General features: G+C 32.5%; 17 protein-coding genes. 8 read left to right on the top strand and 9 right to left on the bottom strand.

Annotation, left to right across the window (positions count from 1 at the left end; all coding sequences use genetic code 11):
- Positions 1-154: 154 nt before the first annotated feature.
- The 3 genes from ACYSNV_RS07850 to ACYSNV_RS07840 all read right to left on the bottom strand — a co-directional run bounded on the left by ACYSNV_RS07850 (position 155) and on the right by ACYSNV_RS07840 (position 3,107).
- On the bottom strand, positions 155-745 hold the full coding sequence (locus ACYSNV_RS07850) for a thioredoxin family protein (RefSeq protein ID WP_461762013.1): 591 nt from the start codon (positions 743-745) through the stop codon (positions 155-157).
- 276 nt (positions 746-1,021) lie between these two features.
- A complete protein-coding gene (locus ACYSNV_RS07845; protein WP_461762012.1) occupies positions 1,022-1,306 on the bottom strand; it encodes a hypothetical protein in 285 nt (94 codons plus the stop codon).
- Positions 1,307-2,042: 736 nt separating this feature from the next.
- The gene (locus ACYSNV_RS07840; RefSeq protein WP_461762011.1) at positions 2,043-3,107 is read right to left on the bottom strand and encodes a 2,3-butanediol dehydrogenase; all 1,065 of its coding nucleotides are present in this window, start codon (positions 3,105-3,107) and stop codon (positions 2,043-2,045) included.
- Between the two features lie 358 nt (positions 3,108-3,465).
- Here ACYSNV_RS07840 and ACYSNV_RS07835 point away from each other — a divergent pair, with 358 nt between their 5' ends.
- The 5 genes from ACYSNV_RS07835 (at position 3,466) to ACYSNV_RS07815 (ending at position 8,883) form a co-directional block, all read left to right on the top strand.
- Positions 3,466-4,107, top strand: coding sequence for a peptidylprolyl isomerase (locus ACYSNV_RS07835; RefSeq protein WP_461762010.1), 642 nt, complete (start codon positions 3,466-3,468; stop codon positions 4,105-4,107).
- Positions 4,108-4,625: 518 nt separating this feature from the next.
- A complete protein-coding gene (locus ACYSNV_RS07830) occupies positions 4,626-6,587 on the top strand; it encodes an oleate hydratase (RefSeq protein ID WP_461762009.1) in 1,962 nt (653 codons plus the stop codon).
- Between the two features lie 297 nt (positions 6,588-6,884).
- Positions 6,885-7,457: a hypothetical protein gene (locus ACYSNV_RS07825; RefSeq protein ID WP_461762008.1), complete on the top strand. Its 573-nt coding sequence runs from the start codon at positions 6,885-6,887 to the stop codon at positions 7,455-7,457.
- Between the two features lie 97 nt (positions 7,458-7,554).
- The gene (locus ACYSNV_RS07820; protein WP_461762007.1) at positions 7,555-8,472 is read left to right on the top strand and encodes a pirin family protein; all 918 of its coding nucleotides are present in this window, start codon (positions 7,555-7,557) and stop codon (positions 8,470-8,472) included.
- 12 nt (positions 8,473-8,484) lie between these two features.
- Positions 8,485-8,883, top strand: coding sequence for an OsmC family protein (locus tag ACYSNV_RS07815; protein ID WP_461762006.1), 399 nt, complete (start codon positions 8,485-8,487; stop codon positions 8,881-8,883).
- Positions 8,884-8,961: 78 nt separating this feature from the next.
- On the opposite strand, the gene ACYSNV_RS07810 is transcribed toward ACYSNV_RS07815, so the two are convergent.
- From ACYSNV_RS07810 to ACYSNV_RS07800, 3 genes are all read right to left on the bottom strand, one after another.
- Entirely contained in the window at positions 8,962-9,822 is an 861-nt protein-coding gene (locus ACYSNV_RS07810; protein WP_461762005.1) for an adenine nucleotide alpha hydrolase family protein, read from the bottom strand.
- A complete protein-coding gene (locus tag ACYSNV_RS07805) occupies positions 9,815-11,434 on the bottom strand; it encodes a BCCT family transporter (RefSeq protein WP_461762004.1) in 1,620 nt (539 codons plus the stop codon). Before ACYSNV_RS07805 ends, ACYSNV_RS07810 begins: the two co-directional genes overlap by 8 nt.
- 715 nt (positions 11,435-12,149) lie before the next feature.
- Positions 12,150-13,139 (bottom strand): diaminopimelate dehydrogenase, encoded by a 990-nt coding sequence (locus ACYSNV_RS07800; protein ID WP_461762003.1) that lies wholly within the window; start codon positions 13,137-13,139, stop codon positions 12,150-12,152.
- Between the two features lie 379 nt (positions 13,140-13,518).
- Here ACYSNV_RS07800 and ACYSNV_RS07795 point away from each other — a divergent pair, with 379 nt between their 5' ends.
- The gene (locus tag ACYSNV_RS07795) at positions 13,519-14,058 is read left to right on the top strand and encodes a YceI family protein (RefSeq protein ID WP_461762002.1); all 540 of its coding nucleotides are present in this window, start codon (positions 13,519-13,521) and stop codon (positions 14,056-14,058) included.
- Between the two features lie 48 nt (positions 14,059-14,106).
- Here ACYSNV_RS07795 and ACYSNV_RS07790 read toward each other — a convergent pair whose 3' ends face one another.
- Complete coding sequence (locus ACYSNV_RS07790) at positions 14,107-14,598, bottom strand: GNAT family N-acetyltransferase (RefSeq protein WP_461762001.1); 492 nt, start codon at positions 14,596-14,598, stop codon at positions 14,107-14,109.
- Positions 14,599-14,780: 182 nt separating this feature from the next.
- Between ACYSNV_RS07790 and ACYSNV_RS07785 the strand changes: the two genes are divergently transcribed.
- On the top strand, positions 14,781-15,383 hold the full coding sequence (locus ACYSNV_RS07785) for a hypothetical protein (protein ID WP_461762000.1): 603 nt from the start codon (positions 14,781-14,783) through the stop codon (positions 15,381-15,383).
- On the opposite strand, the gene ACYSNV_RS07780 is transcribed toward ACYSNV_RS07785, so the two are convergent.
- Positions 15,384-16,658, bottom strand: a complete 1,275-nt coding sequence (locus tag ACYSNV_RS07780; RefSeq protein WP_461761999.1) for an MFS transporter — start codon at positions 16,656-16,658, stop codon at positions 15,384-15,386.
- Between the two features lie 388 nt (positions 16,659-17,046).
- Between ACYSNV_RS07780 and ACYSNV_RS07775 the strand changes: the two genes are divergently transcribed.
- Positions 17,047-18,132, top strand: a complete 1,086-nt coding sequence (locus ACYSNV_RS07775) for an AI-2E family transporter (protein WP_461761998.1) — start codon at positions 17,047-17,049, stop codon at positions 18,130-18,132.
- Between the two features lie 281 nt (positions 18,133-18,413).
- Here ACYSNV_RS07775 and ACYSNV_RS07770 read toward each other — a convergent pair whose 3' ends face one another.
- Positions 18,414-19,661 (bottom strand): response regulator transcription factor, encoded by a 1,248-nt coding sequence (locus tag ACYSNV_RS07770; protein WP_461761997.1) that lies wholly within the window; start codon positions 19,659-19,661, stop codon positions 18,414-18,416.
- Between the last annotated feature and the right edge of the window lie 1,246 nt (positions 19,662-20,907).

The following is a 20,907-nucleotide window of genomic DNA, read 5'->3' as shown; positions in this document are numbered from 1 at the left end:
AAATATAGTAAAATTTAATATTATTTATTTAGATGTTATAAAAATAACTAAACAAAAACATAATAAATTTTAAGCAACTAGGTAATACTATAAATCCCTTGCTTTTTAAAGGCAAGGGATTTGATAATATAGGTTTGTTGTAAATAGATCTAACTTATTTACTAGGGGCGTTTTCTACAAATAATTGTGTTACTTTCTCTAAACTGTAACTCTTACCTTGTTCTAAATCTCCAGAGGTAAAAACTTTTACCTGGGAATTCTGTGGATTAATGATAAAAAAGAACGGATACCCTAAACCTTTGGCCTGAGGTACGTATTTATCAAATACCTCTTGGTTTTTATTCTTAGGAGAGTAATTAAGGTGGTAATATTGATAGTTTTTATCTACAATAGCTTTTAATTGTGGATTATCTTGTACAAAATCGTTAAATCTTAGACACCAAATACACCAATTTCCTCCAGCTTGTACAAACACATATTGTCCATTTTCTTTAGCTAAATCAATTAATTGATCTAACTTTTCTTGTGCATTCTCAGTCTCATTGTAAGGCTTTGATAACTGCTGTTTTTCTTGATCTGCTTTTTCTCTTGCCAAACGCTCCTTTTCCAATTCTTCTGGCGTTTTTGTATCCTGAACTTCACTAGCATCTTGAACTAGATTATCTTGGGTTGGATTTTGTTGCTTACAGCTAAAAAGGCTAAAGGTACAAACTGTCAAAAGGCAAGCTAATAATGTTTTTTTCATAATGGGATGTCTTTATTTTTGTGATTTAAGATGCCCAAAGTACTAAAAAAAGAACAAGTATTAAAAAGATTATTGCTAAGTTTTCTGTTTTTCTATTAGTTAATTGTCATGGGGTGAGAAACAATACTGTTGATTTTAAATAAAAACAACCTCACTTACTCTTTTTGGATAGCCTAGAGCCAAGTGAAGTTGTTTTTGGTTGTTTGCTTATTAGGCCATTTTGTTGTAAATCTAGACCTTACAAATAACCTGATTTTTTAAGTGTTACAGCTTGTTTTATTGTAAGAAGGTAGACAAATGTAAATTTGGCTGCAACTGACATAAAATGGGATGATGTGTTGCAGTTGTAAACATCTGGCCATACATGGCAGATAGTTGTAAAGAACTATCATTTACCATTCGCTGATTCCATAATTCAGAGGCTTGTTGATATTGTAATGGATCAATATTCAATACCTCTAGAATATCACTTAAAGGACATCCATTGGTCATTTTTAAAGTTATTGCAGCATAATCCTGCAAAGAGATACGGTTAATTGGTTGTAACAGTGGATTGTTCATTTTCTTAACTTTTTTTTATTTTCTTTTTCTTTTTCAATTTTTACACCCAATCAAAAAAATCAATAAGTGAATAAACAAACTGTTTCTTTGTTTAACAACTACCGATATTTTGGTTTTGTGTTGATACAAAAATATGTAAATTTTTGAATATTATCCAAATTAAAATTTGATTAGAAAGTGTTTTGTTGATGTAAATTTGATAAAATTGTGAAAAAACAGATTTTATGATATTTATCATTTTTTAGATAATCAAACTTTTTATTAACTTTATAAAGGACGTTTTTAAAAAAAATGAGTAATCGCTAGTTTGGATTGTAAGTGGCTGATATGGTGTTTGTTGTTTTGTTTTTTTAAAAAAATATTCGCCGCAGTTATTGGCCATCAAAACAGGGGTAATGTCAATTACAGGCAAGAGATAATAGGGATTTTGACCTAAAAAACGGTATTTAAGTGGGTAATTTCACAGAAAAAAAATATTTTTTTTTCTATAAATCTTTTCTCTTTTTCTGTTTTTTTTAAAAAAATGAAGTCAAAATATACTTATTAATTCTAAAATTTGGTGATTTGTATGACAACAAACAAGCAGGCACTTTTTGTTTGAGGCTTTATTTTCAAAGTAAAGCCTACCAGATTTTGGCTATTTTTTTTGGTAAAGGCAAAAAAAAAGATTGAAACGAAAAAATTTCAATCTTTTTAAGCTGTATAAAGATATCTTTAAGATAAGCTAAACAAGGTTCTATTTGTTGATATCTATCAGGATTTTAACCTGTGAGGGATTAGATACTAGTACTTCAAAACCATCTTTAACCACATTGTCTAAAGAAATTTTATTGGTAATTAACTTCTCAACTGGCATTCTCCCACTACTTATTAAATCCATAGTTTGACCAAAAATATTTCGATAAGCTATCACACCCTTTATAGTGATCTCACGTAAGACTTGATCAAGGGCATTATGTTGTACTGGCTTACCAAATAAAGCTACTAGGACTGCCGTTGCTCCATTTCTTATTAAACGTAAACCCGTATCAAAGGAGCTTTGTACACCAGCGCAATCTAAGAAAACATGAGCCCCTAGACCATTGGTTAACGCTTTTACTTTTTGGTCTAGATCTTTGTCGGTTGCGTTAAAAACGTGGCTGGCTCCGATTTGTTTGGCTTTATCTAATCGTGCTTGTGCCACATCGGTTACTATCACTTGGCTTGCTCCTGCAGCTATAGCCGCTTGGGCGCATAAAAGACCAATTGGACCTGCTCCACTGATCAGTACGCTTTGTCCTAATTGTAAGTTACTTTGCATAACGGCATATACTGCCACGGCGGCTGGTTCAACCATTGCTCCTTGCTCGAAGGTCATATTCTCTGGCATTTTATGGATCATATAATCCTCGACAACAACATAGTTTGCAAAACCTCCATCTCCGGTTAATCCAATAAAGCCAAGGTGTTCTCCAAGATTGTATTGTCCGGTTGCATAAAAGGGACTCTGAGGATTTTTGTAGATTGGCTCGATAACTACTCGATCTCCTTTTTTAATGCCTTTCACATTGGCTCCTATTTGTTCTACAATTCCTGAGAATTCATGTCCAAGGGTGGTGACTCCTTGATGACCATTTAAGGGATATGGCGCATCAAAGGGGATTAATTGAGGACCATGATTATATTCATGAAGGTCTGACCCACAAATCCCCGCAAATTTAACGGCCACTTTTACTTGGTTATCACCTGGGGTAGGAATATCAATTTGTTCTACTCGAATATCTTTTGCTCCATGCCAACGGGCAGCTTTCATTTTTGTCATAACATTAAATTTTTATTTGTTAAAAGTTACGAATTTTCATTTATATAAGCAATGATTTTTTATTTGGTTAAGTTTAATTTAATTCTCGGCTACTGTTGAGTTTGAAAACTTTAAAAGCTAAATTTAAAAAAAACAAAAAGTAAAAAGCTATTATTAATAAGTAGTTATGTTTTACAGTGTGTTTTTTTAAATCTACCTAATTAAGGCAAAGGGTAAAAAGATAAATTTTAGTGTATCGGTAAATCTATTACTTAGTGATTAATTTTTTTTATAGTTTTAAAACTTAAGATTCCTTACATTTATAAAATGCTTTATTGAATCTTTAAATTATTGTTATTAACTCCAAAATGTAATTACTATGAAAAAAACAATATTATTCCTTGCTACTTTTTTGTGTATAAGTGGTGCCTTGGCACAGAGTCATAAATTGCTATTTAAAACAAATTATGGTGATTTTAAAGTGGTGTTATATGATTTTACACCTAAGCATCAAGCCCTTATTTTACAAGCCATAGAACAAGGTGAGTATAACGATGCTTTGTTTAACAGGGTGGTGGAGAATTTTGTTGTTCAAGGTGGTGAGCATGATATTGATATAGCCCAAAGAGAGAAAGATCTTCCCTTAAAAAAGAAAAAGAGATTAGCCCCGGAATTTAATTCCCAAGCATATCATAAAGTAGGAGCTCTTGGAGCCGGTAGGGATGATAATCCAGAAAAAGGCTCGTTTTTAAATCAGATTTACTTTGTAGTAGGAGATAAAGTTACGCAAGAGGATTTGGCGGCTTTAAACGCCAAGTCAGATAGAAACTGGTCTTATAATGACGAACAAACAATGGATTACTTACACAAAGGAGGTGCTCCGCGCTTAGATGGTGATTATACGGTGTTTGGTGAGGTGTATGAAGGTTTAGATGTTTTGCAAAAGATAAGTAAAGTAAAGACCGATTCGAAGGATTATCCCATCGAAAAGGTAACTTTTGAAATACAAGAAATCATTTAAAAAAGGTAGGGGATACCCTGTTGCCAAAAAAAATAATTATAATAGGAGAATTTACTAGTAGTACCCCGATTAAAGTTATAGACATGCCCCAAAAAGTTAGACACTTTTTGGGGTGTTTTTTTAGTATTTATTGGTAAGTTACTTTTGAAGGTACTTAAAGTAAATTTTGGGTATATAGCATATATAAGATTCCTAGTACAGCAATTATACTAAAGACAATAGATAATAGATTGCGGTTTGGTTTTCTTGGTTTCATCTTTAAAGGCTGTTTTTATGCTTTTAGGTGTTAAAAAGGTAAAGGTAGGGTTTGTTTGTAAAATAAATGTTAATAAAATTAAGGTTTATTTTTTTTACTGTTTTTTGGGTGTTTTTCTTGGATTTACAAGGGTTTTAGATTGATTTGGTTGAACTGTATATGCTAAAAAAATACTTTTTTTCAATATTATTATTTAAAAAATATGCTAATTGCTAAATAATTTGCTAAATTTAGGATATTGTAAAAAAATAAAATCTATTACATGAACCAAGAAAACCCAAATTTGAGAAAAGTGCTTAGTGATTCATATACAATTAAACCTGTGGATCACCAGCCAGATGCTAGTACAACAGCTCCTGTTAACTCTACCCAGCGTACCATGCCTTGGGCAGATGAACTAGGAAATTACCAAAGAAATATTGGAATCCCCAATAAATGTATCAAAGATAGTAAGATCTATATAGTAGGTTCGGGAATCGCAGGACTTGCTGCTGCTTATTATTTTATTCGAGATACAGGGGCCACCCCTAGTAATATTGTTTTTTTAGACCAATTAGAAGTAGAAGGAGGGTCTTTAGATGGATCAGGTAACCCAACTGATGGTTATTTAATTAGAGGTGGACGTGAAATGGATATGACCTATGAGAACGTATGGGATATGTACCAAGATATTCCAGCCTTGGAGCTTCCTGAGCCTTATAGTGTTTTAGATGAATATAGATTAATTAATGATAATGATCCGAATTATTCTGTATCTCGTTTGATCCATAACAAAGGAATAGTAAAAAACTTTGATAATTTTGGTTTAACTAAAAAAGACCAGTATGCCCTTGTAAAGGTACTTTTAAAGAAAAAAGAAGAATGTGATAATGTCACAATCGAGCAGTATTTTTCAGATACTTTTCTAGCAAGTAATTTTTGGATCTTTTGGAGAACGATGTTCGCTTTCCAAAACTGGCATAGTTTATTGGAATTTAAACTCTACATGCACCGTTTTTTACACGATATTGATGGTTTACATGATCTTTCTGCTTTAGTTTTCCCTAAATACAACCAACATGATACTTTTGTTAAGCCTCTAGGTGGTTTTTTAAGTAAAAAAGGTGTTCAATTAGAGCTTGGAATTTTAGTGGAAGATTTAGACTTTACCGAAATAGAAGGTAAAAAGTCGGTAAGTGCCATTCATACTGTAAAAAAAGGGGAGAAACAGGTTATTCAAGTAAGACCAGAGGATTATGTGATTATCACAACAGGTTCTATGACCGAGGATACTTTTTATGGAGATAACCAAAAAGCACCAGTTTTAGCCATTGATAACTCAACTAGTGGTAAGAGTCCAGGGTGGAGATTATGGAAAAACTTAGCCTCTAAGAGTAAAGAATTTGGTAATCCAGAGAAATTCTGCTCGGATATAGATAAAAGTGGATGGATGAGTGCTACTTTAACATGTCGTCAGTCTGCTTTTGTGGATAAACTAAAGCAACACTCAACCAATGATCCTTTTTCAGGGAAAACCGTAACAGGAGGTATTATTACCATTACCGATTCAAATTGGCTGATGAGTTTTACATGTAATAGACAACCACATTTCCCTGACCAACCAAAAGATGTATTGGTATTGTGGGTTTATGCTTTATTTATGGATAAAAAAGGTAATTATGTGCAAAAAGCAATGCCTGAGTGTACAGGTAATGAAATTTTAGCCGAATTATGTTATCACCTAGGAATCGAGGATCAATTAGATGATGTAACGGCAAATACAATTGTAAGAACATCTTATATGCCTTATATTACTTCCATGTTTATGCCTAGAGCCAAGGGAGATAGACCTGATATTGTACCAAAATCTTGTTCTAACTTAGGTTTAGTTGGGCAGTTTGTGGAGACCAATAACGATGTGGTATTTACCATGGAGAGTTCGGTACGAACAGCTCGTTTAGCAGTATATGGGTTGACAAACTCTAATAAACAGGTTCCCGATATTGCCCCTTTCCAATACGATATCAGACAATTATTAAAAGCTGTTAAAGCATTAAATGATGGAAAGAGCTTTGTGGGTGAGGGAATTTTAAAACGATTATTAAAAGGTACCTACTATGAACATATCTTACCAATTGATAAAATGGAAAAACCAGATCCTAATGAAATAGATCCACATAAAGAACCTGAGAATTTCTTTACCGAGCAGTTCTCTCGTTTAAAAGAGTGGTTTAAGCATATGTAATTTTTTTTGTTTTTCTTATAAATTTTAAAGGCAATTAACTTGTTAAAAAGTTGATTGCCTTTTTTGTATGCTTAGATAGTTAAAGAAGATTTATTCAATAAAAGATAAAACAAAGATTCTATGGGCCAGAGTTAACGTAAAAATACAGATTTGAGTCTTTATACTTGATACCTTTATAGATAGGTAGGGTAATTGTTAGTTTTTTATTTGATTATAAAAAAGATCGTGGTTAGTAAATACACACCAAAAGCTTATATTTGATAAAAGAATAACTAATAATAAGTAGAAGTGTTGGCTATGAAATCTTCTGATTTTTTTAAATTTTTTTCGGCTAAAATTGTAAAGAATTTTCAATTTCTTATAAGTGGTTTTTACCTTTTTGCAATTGGTATTGGAATGCTTTTTAGCGATTATAAGTATAAAGCTTTTGGGATTAATATTTTTGAATACGCAAGTGTATTTGATTTTTTAATAGCCCCTTTTGCTGATTTTCGAATTCTGCTATTTACCTTAATTACCCTTTTACTTACTTATGGGTTATTTGTTTTAGATCACTTTTGGCAGCAAAATTTTCCTACGCAATATTCAAAAAGTATATTGCATGTAGACCGCTTTTGGTTTTACAAAAAAATAAAAGGTATTTTTAGTGTTTTATGCTTTGTTGTCTATTTGATACTCGCTGCTGGGTTTTATGGGAAGATTACCTATAAACAAACCTTAAAGCAAAATCCGGTAAGAGTCCAGTTTACACCAGGACAAAGGCAAAGCGGAATACTTATTGGTAAAACAAGTGATATGTTATTTTTATATGATCAAAAAACAGTACATATAATACCTTTAATGGGCGTGGTGCAAAGCATTTCGTATTGATACTGGGTTTTTTAAGGCTGTTTTATTAACCTAGATTAACTTATTTTGTTTAATATTTTCTTACCTTTAAAAGGTATATAATTAATAAATTAAAGGTATGAGTAATGTAGAATTAGTTATAGAGGAGAGGGCGGCAAGTATTGGAAATTTTCTTGTTGGAAGGCTACTTCCATTTCGACAAAAAAGAATGGTAGGTCCATTTGCTTTTATCGATCATATGGGACCAATTGGTTTTAAAGATCATGATAATTTAGATGTAGATCCTCATCCTCACATCGGGTTATCCACTCTTACTTATTTGTTTGATGGTCAGATTCATCACAAAGATAGTATTGGTAGTGATCAGGTTATTACCCCAGGGGATGTAAATTGGATGAATGCTGGTAAAGGAGTGGTGCACTCGGAGCGAATTTGTAACAATTTTCGTGAAAAAAATCCCGATGGTATGCTTCACGGGCTTCAAATCTGGGTAGCCCTGCCAAAGGAGTTAGAGAATATGGAACCTTCTTTTGTGCATATTGATAAGGCTGAACTCCCGCAGTGGACTCAAGATCAAGTAACCTATAAACTAATAGCAGGTAAAGCCCTGGGAAAAGAATCTCCGGTACCTGTTTTTAGTGATTTATATTTCTTAGAAATTAAATCAAGTAAGCAAGCTACCATTTCCATTGGAGACGGGCTTTATGGTGAGTCGGCTTTATATATTTTAAAGGGCTCTGTGGTTAGTGAGGGGCATACCTATTTTGAAAAAAATATTCTAATAGCTAAAGATAGTAAACTCTGTGAATTTCAGATGGCTCCAGATTCTGTGGTTTATATTTTTGGTGGGACTCCATTTGAGCAGCCAAGGCATTTGCTGTGGAACTTTTTATCTAGTGATCCCTTAGAGTTGCAACGTGCAAAACAAGCCTGGATTGATCAAGATTACAGTAAGTTTCCGTTAATTAAGACTGATTGTGATTCCTATGTACCTTTTCCTAAGGAGATGGAGAATTTTAAAATAAAAACCGATTAAAAAACAACAACTATGGAAGCTAGAGTTATTGCACATTTAAAACAAGATAATTACCAGACAACTATTACAGCTGGAGAAAAACAGATATTGGCCGATGAACCGGTGAGTTTAGGAGGTAAAGATTTAGGATTTACACCCTACGAGCTTTTGGCTAGCTCATTGGCTAGTTGTACCGCTATTACACTTCGCATGTATAGCGCTCAGAAACAGTGGGATTTAGGTCAAATTTCCATTGATATAACCATGGAGAAGGATCCTGAGACCTCTTTGGTGACTTTTATACGAACTCTTAGTTTTGAAAACAAAGATTTATTAGACAAACAGTTATTACGATTAGAGAGTGTTGCTGGTAAATGTCCGGTACATAAAATATTAAGTTCTCAGATTAATATACAAACAAGTATTGCATAATACTTAGATAAAATAAAGTAAAAGCCGTGAGAATTAATTATTAATATTCACGGCTTTTTCTGTATTTAATAATATAGTTTATAGTGTTTTTTGTACAATCACCAGACTGGTAAAAGGCTGAGCGTTTAGTATCTTATTGGTCAGACTTCCAATTAGTATCGAACGTAATTTACTGTCTCCCTTTGCGGCTAAACAAAGCATATCTGCTTTTTTTATTTTGCACTGATTTTGTAGTATCTCTACAATCTTTTTGCTGTCTTGAAAGATTGGTTGAAAGTCAATTTTCTCTAAAACAGGGTTCTTTTTTACCAAATCGGAAAATAGTTTATTTAAATGTTTAGCTGTTTTTTGTTCTAATTTATCATCTTTAACCATAGGAAAGAATAAAGCTGGAATATTAAAGGCTCTAATTAGGGTTGTAGTGGAATTTACCGAAATAATATTCGTGTCTTTAAGAGTTGTAACAAGCCCCTTTAAGGGCCACGATAAGTCCGAGGCGATTAATATATTTGAGTTATTGTATTTAAAGTTAATTGGGACAAAAAAGTACGTTGCTTTAAAAATACGCAATAATTTTTGGGCCATGGCACCAGAGCCATTCTCCAGAGTTTTCCATCCACAAAATACGATAGATATGTTATTGGATAAACAAACCTGTTGAATTGCCGCTTCACTTTGTTCTTCTTGGGTTAGGTGAATATAAACTTTTTTGGAATCTTTAAAGTATGGTTCGATGCTCTGCTTTATTTTGTTTATCAGTAAGGCTTCGATGTCCAACTCTTCCATATAATCTTCCCATATATGTTGTAGGTCCGAAGGAATTAAATTATGAATAAAGTGTATTTCACAAACCGAATTAACCTTTTGGTAATCAAAAGCATATTTTATTAAACTAGCATCGATTTGCGATAAATCTAAGGTAATGGCAATTTTATTCATGATCTGGATTTTTATTGGTCTGTTGTTCAAGTAAATTCTTTAGTAGTTGTTGATTGGTCTTATCTTGTTTGATTTTAGTTTTTTTAATTTGTGTTTTATAGTCCTCTCTTATACCTATTAAAAGAGAAATGGCCATAACAACCAGTAAAATAGCAAAAGGTAATCCCGAGATAGTAACCGCAGCTTGTAGGGTATCTAGACCACCTCCGGTTAAAAGCGTAGCAGCTATTATTCCCGATAAAGAAGCCCAAAGTATTCTTTGGAAAGCTTTTGTTTTAGCACTTCCACCCGAGGTAATTCCATCAACTACTAAGGCCCCCGAGTCTGCCGAGGTTATAATAAAGCTACATATTAATACCATACCTAGAATTTTTAAAACCATAGAGAATGGAAATTTCTCAAAAAACACAAATAATGCTGTAGATATGTTGTCATCCACCGCGTGAACAAGAGCTAGATCACCGGCAAGTAAGCCTTGAATGGTTGTGCCACTAAAGGCTGAGAACCATAAAAAAGTTACCGCTGCGGGAAGTATTAAAACCGTTAAAATAAATTCTTTGATGGTCCTTCCTCTTGAAATCCTAGCAATAAATGTTCCTACAAAAGGTGACCAAGATGCCCACCATCCCCAGTACATTAAAGTCACATTATTATGCCAGGTGCTATTGGTGAGATTCCCTGACCAGGTTGATAAATCAATAAAATTAGTCAGATAACTTCCAATATTCTGAAAATATCCATTTAATATATAAGCAGTAGGGCCTAAAATTAGAATAAGTAAAAATAGCACCAGGGCAGCTCCTATGTTTAATTCACTAAGGAACTTAACTCCTTTATCTACTCCTGAGACAACTGAAATGGTGGCAATACCTGTAATACCGAAAATAATTAAATACTGTAACAGTAAGCTTTGTGGTATGCCAAATACATGATTTAATCCCGCGTTTATTTGTCCGGTTCCAAACCCCAATGTAGTTGCTAGACCAAACAAAGTAGCCACCACAGCCACAATGTCAATAACATGACCTCTCCAGCCGTAAATTTTATTGCCTAGAATTGGAAAAAAAGCAGATCGAATGGTAAGGGGCATTTTGCGGTTGTAGGTAAAGTAGGCCAAGGATAAGCCTATTACCGAGTAAATTGCCCAACCGTGTATACCATGGTGTAAGAACGCAAAATTGATGGCCTCTTGTCCAATTAAACTAGGGTCACTGCCAATGGCTAAACGAGGAGGGGTAACAAAGTCTCTAACCGGATCGGCAATACTAAAGAGTACTAATCCGTTACCTATCCCAGCACTAAAAAGCATGGCAAACCATGCAATTCCCTTAAATTCTGGTTCGGCTGATTCACCTCCGATGCGTATATTTCCATATTTACTTAATGAAATATACAAACAAAAGACAATGAAAAAATTAACCGATATGGTATATACCCATCCTGCTTTTTGCGAGACTAAATCTTGTAAATTATCCAGTAGGACTTGAGCTTGTTGATTGTATATCAAGGCCAGTAGAATACTGGTTACTAGTATTAAAATTGTTGGTATAAATACCGGAGGGTTTACCGTTAAACCCAATATTTTTTTGTGATTTGTATTTTTACTCTCCACAGTTAAATTCTTTTAAAATAATTAAAATTAAAATCCTTTAGATAAACCCTTTACCGGTCATCTGGTTATTTAATTGAAAAAGGCAGCATATAATTAGCCCATAGAACTCAAAAAATGAGTGTGATAATGAATTGACTACAATCTCTTTTATAGTCAATAAGGACATCTGGTTTTTTCAACCTAGATAAAGAAGTAATTTAGTTTGAACAGCTTTATTTTACTGAACTTTTTTGCGCGCTAAAAAGATAAATAAACCTTCATTTATCAACCTTTAATGGAGCAAGATAAGCACTTTTATTTATAGTATTGATTTTCAGTATTTTAAAAAACGAAATTTATCGATCTAATCCTTGGTGATTACCTTTGTTAATTTGGCCTTTTGTTTTAATTAACAGGGGTTAATGTGTTAAAAATATATTAAAATGGTAAAAATAGGATTAACTAAAAGCTTCAATCCATATTTGTTGTTCTTTAAATATAATGTTTGCCGTTTTTTTACTAATCAGATAAAGGCTCTATAAACTAAAAAGGGGGCAGGGTGTGGCGTTTAAAAGTAAAAATAGCTTCAGAAAGTTTTTATAAATCCTAAAAAGTAGGCATGGCTTTGTGGTATATAACTTTACACTTTGCTTTAAAAAATATAAAAACCTCATAATAAGTGAATTATGAGGTTTTTATATTTTTTAATAAAGGCTTTATTTACAAACAAGCAGTACTACAAAATACTTTTGCGTAATTCCTGTGGTGTTTGACTAGATAGGTAGCCTAGTGGAATATCAAATACACTTAAGGCACCAGTTTGACCTTGTTTGGCAAGTTTTCCAACGGCTCTTGCAAAGGCAACTAAAACACTTGCGGTGAACTCTGGATTACTCTCTAAGGCTAAACTAAATTCAATACGGTGTTTATTACCACTAGCGGTTTGTCCTGATCTAAAGACAATACCACCGTGAGGCATCTTACTATGGTTTTTATTTAATTCCTCTTGATCAATAAAATGTACTGTGGTTTGGTAATCACTAAAATAATGAGGCATTTCAACGATCGTTTTTTCAATTAAGCTCGTGTTTGCATCGTTTTGCGCTACCACATAACATACTCTGTGATGTTTATCTGCCGTGGAAAGTTGTGGGTTTTCACCTGATCTAACTAAGTCAATAGCTTCTTGTTTAGGAATGGTATATTGCACAGCATCTTTTACACCTTCTACGCGTCTTATCGCATCAGAATGTCCTTGGCTTAAGCCTTCACCCCAAAAAGTATAATCATGACCTTGTGGTAAGATACTCTGACCTATTAATCTAGCCATAGAAAACAATCCAGGATCCCAGCCAGTTGAAATAAGACTCAAAGTACCATTTTGCTTTGCGGATTGATCTACCATGTCAAAATATTCTGGTATTTTAGCGTGGGTATCAAAACTATCCACTGTATGAAACATCTTGTTGATATTGGTAACTTGACTAGGTAAATCTTTTGCCGATCCTCCACAAAGTATCATTACATCTATTTTGCCTTTATACAGTGCAATATCATCTAAGCTAATAACCTTGGCCTTGGTGTCTAAATCTTGTGGCTTTCGTCGGGTAAAAATCCCAACTAGCTCCATATCTGGATTTTGACTTATTGCCATTTGCACTCCTTTTCCTAAATTTCCATAGCCGACTATCCCGACTCTTAAGATTTGCTTACTTGTGTTTTGCATGTGTGTGTTTTTTTAGCTGTTTTGTCCATTTTAAAAAAGACTTTAATTTTTAAAATTAGACGATGCTGCTAAAATACTAAAAGTTTTAAAAAGCTCTAACAATTTTCTTATGCATGGTTTTTATTTAAACCTAAGTTTCTGGGTATTTTCAATTAAATTCAAGGGATGATTTTTAATAATCTATCAAATGGAAATTACTTAAACTAGGTTAAGTGTAGTACAGGTTTTTTAAATGTACTTTTGTATAAGTAATAATTCAAAGCTATCTAGCAATCTTGATAATAGGTTATAAATAAGTAATTTAATAATTATCATAAAGGCAAAAATAAGGTTGTAGATAACTAGATTTACTTCTATTAATTAAAAAAAATAAAAACATATGGAATCTAATTTAATTTGGGATTTTGATCCCACTCATTCTCAAGTAATCTTCACGGTAAAACACATGGTTTTTACTACTATCACTGGAAGATTTGACCAATTTACAGCGCAGATGCAAAATAATACGCAAGATTTTACAACCGCAAAATTAGGTTTTACCGCGCAAGTGTCCTCTATTAATACCAATAATAAAGATAGAGATAATCACCTTTTAAGTCAGGACTTCTTTGATGCTCAAAAGTATCCTACTATTGATTTTCAATCCACACATATTAGTAAAACGCAAGATGGTCACTACCAAGTTTCAGGACAATTAACCATGTTGGATAAGAGCATCTCTATAACCCTACAGGCTCAAGTAAGTTCTGTTATGGTAGATCCTTGGGGAAATAATAAAATAGCAATAAGCTTAAATGGAAAAATCAATAGAAAAGATTTTGGCTTATCTTACAATGCTGTTTTAGAAAAAGGAGGTCTTTTAATTGCAGAAGAGATTGGTGTTCATGCAGAGGTTCAATTTGTGGAAAACAAAGCATAATCGAATTGCGAATTTGTCTGATTAATTATAAAAGTGAAAATCCCTTTTTTAGTTTTTAACTAATAGGGGATTTTTTTTTATATAGGTAAGACGTACCCTTTGGTCTTTAAGGGTATCCTTTTTTAATAAAGTCATGTTGTTTTTCAAGCATACTTTTTCACTCGCTTTATTATCTTGATACATTCTTGCAATGGCTTTTGTAGCTTTATATTCACAGAAAATTATATCCAGTAGCATTTTACAAATACGCGTGGCTAAACCCTGATTAGAATATTTATAATCAATTATATAGCCAACTTCGTAAATATGGCTTGTTTGCTCATAGGTGTATATACCAGCTTGTCCAATTAAATTCTCAAACTGATCTTTAATAACCCAAAGCCTCTTTTGATTTGTTTTTTCAAACATTTGCTTTACTTGACAAGCTGATACTTTAGATAAATCTTGCGGAATAAACTCGGTATTTAGTTTGTTATGATAGATTTCAATAAGTCCTGGGGTGTCTTTTTCTGTAAAGTCATTAATTGTCAAAATAATCATCTTTAAAAGCTTTTTTTATTTAGTGATTCAACTACCTTTGCTTTTTTTAAAAATTATAAGTTAAACCACCGGTTTACCCTATTGCTTTTTTAAAGGTAGTAATTTTACTAAATTCAAGGCAAGAGTTAGAATTTTTTTTTAAAACACACACAACACACACTAAAAATAAATTGGATTTAATTATGATTAGGTTTTTAATTGGTTTGGGTATAAGTCTTATTGCAATGGTTTTAATTTCTTGTCAAACCCAAGGAATTTATCCGCAAAAATCCAGTAGTAATAAAGAGTTGGTATCTAGTATAACACAGCAATTAAAAGACGGTAGAAAAGTAGGTAACCTACGTCTTTTCTCCAAAGATATTCTCGATGGTGAACTGGGGGGGTTTTGTGTATCCTATATTGAAAACAATCAGGCAACAAACCACTTTTATGAATTAGAAGCCGGGAGCTTTACAACAAAAGATATTCAAGTTTTTAAACAAATTGACCCATTTTTCACACCCGATGCACAAATAGGACAAAACATAGATAAATTTCCATTAGATTCGATTCCTTTTTATGTGGATCAGGCCAAAAAGCTGTTAGATAAAAAATATGCTCAAATAAGTTTATACCGATATGATTTTGTGGTGGATACACAAAAAGGTATAAAACAAGAGTTTATTTTAAATGCTGTTACCCAAAACCAAGCAAAAACTTCTCATCTCTCGATAGGAACTTACAATTATTATAGTTTTCACTTTATAGTAGATAATAATAAAAAGGTCAAGTTAATTTCTCCTTGATTATATAGATTCTATGGTTGATGTATCTGTCTGTTGTGTTTTATGAGTTGTATTTTTCACTACAATTTTATTTACTCGGCTCATTAAATAGATACTTAAACAAGAGGCAATCACAACCACATATCCAACCACATCGTAGTTCATAAGAGGACTATCTTTGGTTTGTTGATATACTAGCGTTCCGGCAAGTGCGGCTGCAACTCCTCCAGAAATAGATTGTAAGGAAGAGCTAATGCTCATATATGCTCCCCTGTCTTTGGCCTGTGGAACAGCACTTCCAAGAGCTGTGGCGGGTACCATTCTACTCATTATACCTGTCATCATCAATATATTAATGGTAATTACAAGCCAAAAAGGAATCTCGAACATATGGGTGTAAACCACACAAACAATCATTAACCATACCGATGCAATGCTAAAGAGGTGAAACTTATTTACCCTATCACTTAATCGACCTACAAAAGGCATTAATGTAAGGGAGAAAACCCCGGATATCATAAACATAATTGGTAATTGCTCGGGTGTAACTCCTAGATTATTTACCGCAAAAACGGTACCGAAAGGCATCATCATAAACCCTCCAATAGACATAATGGCGGTACTGGCAAAGCCTACGCGGTAATCTTTGTGTTTTAAGGTATTTAGTAAATGGCCAATTGCATTTTTGGGTTTCTCAAGAGATAAGTGATCTTTAACTGGCTTAAGTCCCCAAGCAATTGCAATTGCAATAAAAACAGAAAGGGCCACAATCATTAAAAAAGGAGCCTCCCAGTTCCATAAATTAGCTACATAAAGACCAATTGGAATACCTAAAACCTGGCTAGCTCCAAAGCCCATTTGTACAAACCCCATTACTCTTCCTCTTTGCTGTAGGGTAAAAATATCGGTAATAATAGCCATGGAAATAGAACCAATTACCCCTCCGAATAAACCTGTGAATATTCTAGCGGCCAATAATGTGGGATACGAGTATGCTAAACCACAAAATAAAGTGCCTAGAATAAAGCCACAATAGAAAAACAATAATAATTTCTTACGGTCAAAACGATCGGCAAATCCAGCTGTTAATAATCCCGATCCTCCAGCACTAAAGGCGTAGGCTGAAACAGCTATTCCAAAGTCCTGGGTACTCATATCCTCTATTGTTTTTAAAAGTAAATCTCCTAAAGGAGCCATGACCATGAAGTCTAATATTACAGTGAATTGGGTTATTGCTAGGATGAATATTACAAATTTTTGATAACCTGTAAAATTACTATTTGTATTTTGTGACATATTTAATGTGATAAGTCTGTTTTTGTTCAAAAAAGTAAGGCGCCTGATTGTAAAATTCAGACAACTTATTTATCAGTATGCATTTGATTTTTCTTAAGAGATGCTTTTAAAAAATTAATTTGCAGCATGCAAAAGTACGTAAAACTTTTGGCTTTAAATCATGGAATACAACTAGTAACTTTCGCAAATCCACCAACAAGGATGTTATCTATACCTTTTTTAAGTAATACTGGTGTAAAACACAAAAAATTATAGGGATTAGTTCCGTATATATAGGTTATTTTAACTAAATTTAGTTCTTATTAATATACGATGTATTTTAGCATTGAAAATCAAGCCTGTAATAAGGGCAAGGCAAATTAAATTAAAAAATAATTTTTAATTACATATGAAAAATTCAGGGACACAAATTTCCAATACCATTTTATGGCAGATTATCTTCCTTGCCGTTATTCTTTTTATTTTTATGGTCTTGGGCTATAACCTTGTTATTTTTATACCAGGAGCTTTAGGGGCTATATGTCTGTTTGTATTGTTATTAAAACCATTTAATTGGCTAACGTTAAATAAAAAGATAAATAAAATAGTCAGTATTATTTTACTGTTTTTAAGTAGCATAATCTTCATAATTGGACCACTTTTTTTATTAGTAAATGTATTGACTAATAAAGTTTTGGCTTTAGTTCAAGATAAAGCGCAAGTAAAGGCATCTGTGGATCGTTTAATTCAAATTATGAATGATAGATACCATGTGGATGTGTTTAATGAATCTAACCTTGGGAGATTTGTTGATATTGGAGGTAAAGCAGCTGAATCGATTTTAAACGCGTCGGTAAATAGTGTTATGCAATTGGGAATTGCCTATTTGTTACTGTTTTTTATTTTTCTGCAGTACAGGGAGTTACAAAGTTGGATATATCGTGTAGTACCTTTTAAGCGTACCAATTTACAGGCTTTGGGAGAGGAAATGAAAAAATTAGTAATTTCTAATGCTGTAGGGGTGCCTTTAACTGCATTTCTACAAGCGGTGATCGCCTACATAGGGTATTTAATTTTTGGGGTTCAGGATGCTTTTCTATTGTTTGTATTAACTGTTTTTGCCGCTATGTTGCCAGTGGTGGGAGCATCTTTAATCTACCTACCGGTATGTGCTATTTTATTTGCGCAAAATCACACTAGTAATGCCATAGGGTTATTAGCTTATTGTATTATTATTGTAGGATCGGCCGATAATTTAATACGTTTTTTATTGCAAAAGAAAATGGCCAATGTCCATCCGTTAATTACCATATTTGGGGTTATTATAGGGCTTAACTTATTTGGTTTTATAGGAATTATATTTGGACCAATTTTAATTTCTTTATTTATTTGGCTTGTGAAGCTTTATAATCTAGAGTTTGGTACCAATACCGTGGATTTGCAAAATCCAGAAACACTATCCAATAACACAAGCCAAGAACAACCTAAAACTTAACAAGAAAATTACATTAGCAAAAGTAATATAGTAAGCAACAAGGTAAATGTAATAAAAATACCTTGTTGCTTTTTTTATACCCAACCCCTTATTTTTAATTATTTTCCCAGCTGTTTTTTTAACATGTGTAGATTCCTTGATTAGTTCAACAAGGCAAAAAAGTGAGCTAGGGTAAATTTCGCATATTTTCGATTTTTTTTTTCTTCAAGGCAAATATGCGATTCTGAGCATAATTGAAAAATCTTGTTTATAACGAAAGTTTCTTCGACCAATAAGTCAGGTTATGCTTTTAGAGCAAATATTTGGGCTCGGGAGTTTACATTAAGTTTAATGTAAATATTACCTATATGGTATTTTGCCGTACTAAGGGTAATGCTTAACTCTTGTGAGATTTGTTTGTTACTACAACCCTCCCAGACTAATAATAGAACATCATATTCACGGTCAGTTAACTTGTAGTTGTTTTTTAAATACTCCTCCAAAGCCTGTGAATTATCTTTAAACTGTGAAATAAAAGGGGTGTTATCGTTTTGATTACTTTTCTCTTGAATTAAAAGTTTATGATAATTCTTGATTAACGAAATATACTGGGTTACAAATATTTCATTTTGTTTGTTATTGATGTAGTGCTTGATTAATAACAAGTAATTTAAATAAAGATTTGCCGATATGGCAAGGATAATAATTAATTTATAAATTGTTATTGTATTTTGATAATCAAGTATACTAGATATAGGGTGTAGATCGGTATAGATTAAGGTATATAATATAATTAGAATTGTTAGCAAAGAGATAGGCATTACCTTTCTTTTAGCCAGAGAAATTCTGTAAAGAGCTACTTGTGTTACTCCTACAAGTACAATTACCGATAAGTAAAGTAGTAAAGGGAACATGCTGTGATAAATAGAGTTATACCCTAAAACACAAAGGCCAAGAAGCGTTATTAGCGTATATAACTTGAATTGGTAATTGTAGGCGATTCGCTTAATTTTAAAGCTATAAAAGTAGCTTAACAAATAAATACTATACATCACACCCGAGATAACAATTAAGTGCTGAAAGTAAGGCAGTAAGTAGTAAATGTCATTTCTTGCAATACATTGACCTATATCTGCATAAGAAAATCCAGCAAGTAAAATACCTTGAAAAGTTAAAAATACGGCCCATTTCCGATGTTTATAAACCAAGTAAAGGCTCAATGTAGAAATAAGTGATAGAATCATTACCCCATAGAAAATTCCTGAGACAAAATCTGTTGGACTTATCCGAATCAAGTCTGGATTTGGATTACCAGTTTTAAAATCATTATATGTAGAAATTTCCGGAGAAATACTACCTGATAAGGTTTGTGATTTGGGTTGAGTTGTGCTATTTTTTTCTAATTGTATTTGTGTGGTATGGTTATCCACTAATTTGTTTTGGCTATTATATTGTGTTGTAAACCAAGTGAAATAGGGTAGTAGTCCCATTACCAAACATATTAATAATACCGGTAGGAATTTGCTGTTTTTGTTGTTTCTAGATGCCATCTTAACAGAAATAAATTAATTACAATACGTAAAAAATTGAACCTAGTTATATTCATTAGGTTCTCTCCAAAAATTAGACACTACTTTTTAAAAATAGGCATGCTACTGGTTTTATATAAAACGCAGTTGGCTTATATAGACCATGAAAAAACAATAGAACTATAAGATAGTAGACTATTTCAAAAAAGTAGGGAAGATTTTATGACGCGCCAATAAGATATTGAACATTAAAATCAAGCCTTAATCTCTTAGAGCTCCAATTTATTCTAGAAACTATCCGCAATGCTAGTGAAATTAACAACCAATTTACAAGTGAGTAGCTTGTAAGTATATGGTTTTTAGATTTTTGAGTTTTGTGAGACATTTTGTTGTTGTTTTTGTTGTTTGGGTGCAAGTTAGCAAAAGTTTAAGTTTTATTTAAATAAAATGGACTTTATTTTAAATCGGTTTTTACTTAAGTGTCAAATACATAGCAAATAATGATATGTGTTTGCTTTACCTACTTGGCTGGGGGAAAAATTCCGTACAAAATCATATAAGAATAAGTTTAGATGTTTTTGAATCTTATTTTACAATAGCCTTAATAAAATGTTAGTGAATTTTATTAAGTGTTAAATAATCAAGGTTTTGTGTTTTTTAGAGAGGGTCGTATTTCAAATTAGGATAATTAATAATTGATTTTTACCTAATTTTTACAAAACTAATAGCAATTACAACAAGAGTTTATTGGATGAAATAGTCGGAATTAGCAAAATGATTTTCTTAATTTTTTTGTCTTTTTTATAAACTATAACATGTAAAAAGCACCTTTACTTTTTACCATAAATGCTGGTTTGTCGGATGGGAAATTAATATAAATACCTGTTTTTTTGGGAGAAATTAAAGTTTCATTTAGAAATCAGGAGCAAATTTTTATTTATGACTATTTGTGCATTATGGCATAAATAGCCAATTTTTAGAATCAATCTAAAATATTGGGTACAGTACGTTGTTAAAAACTGCAACTTACTGTTTATTAGGTATTTGTGTTTTTTAATTTGTTGCATTTTAAGAGATAACCATACCAATGGTCGGGTTAGTTAAGTGCACATTTTGCCCATAATTTAATAACTCACCTAGGCATTAGGATAGGAACTTAGATACCTTTAAGCAGTATTTTTGAGTTAAAATTTTAAAAACAGACAATTTGGGATTTCTTTAATATAAGCTTGGGAAAAACTCACCCCAAGACAATGTAATTTTGCAA

The sequence above is a fragment of the Myroides sp. LJL119 genome (assembly GCF_054871605.1).
Note: the sequence above shows the minus strand (reverse complement) of the source record. Positions and strands in the feature narration are given on the sequence as shown.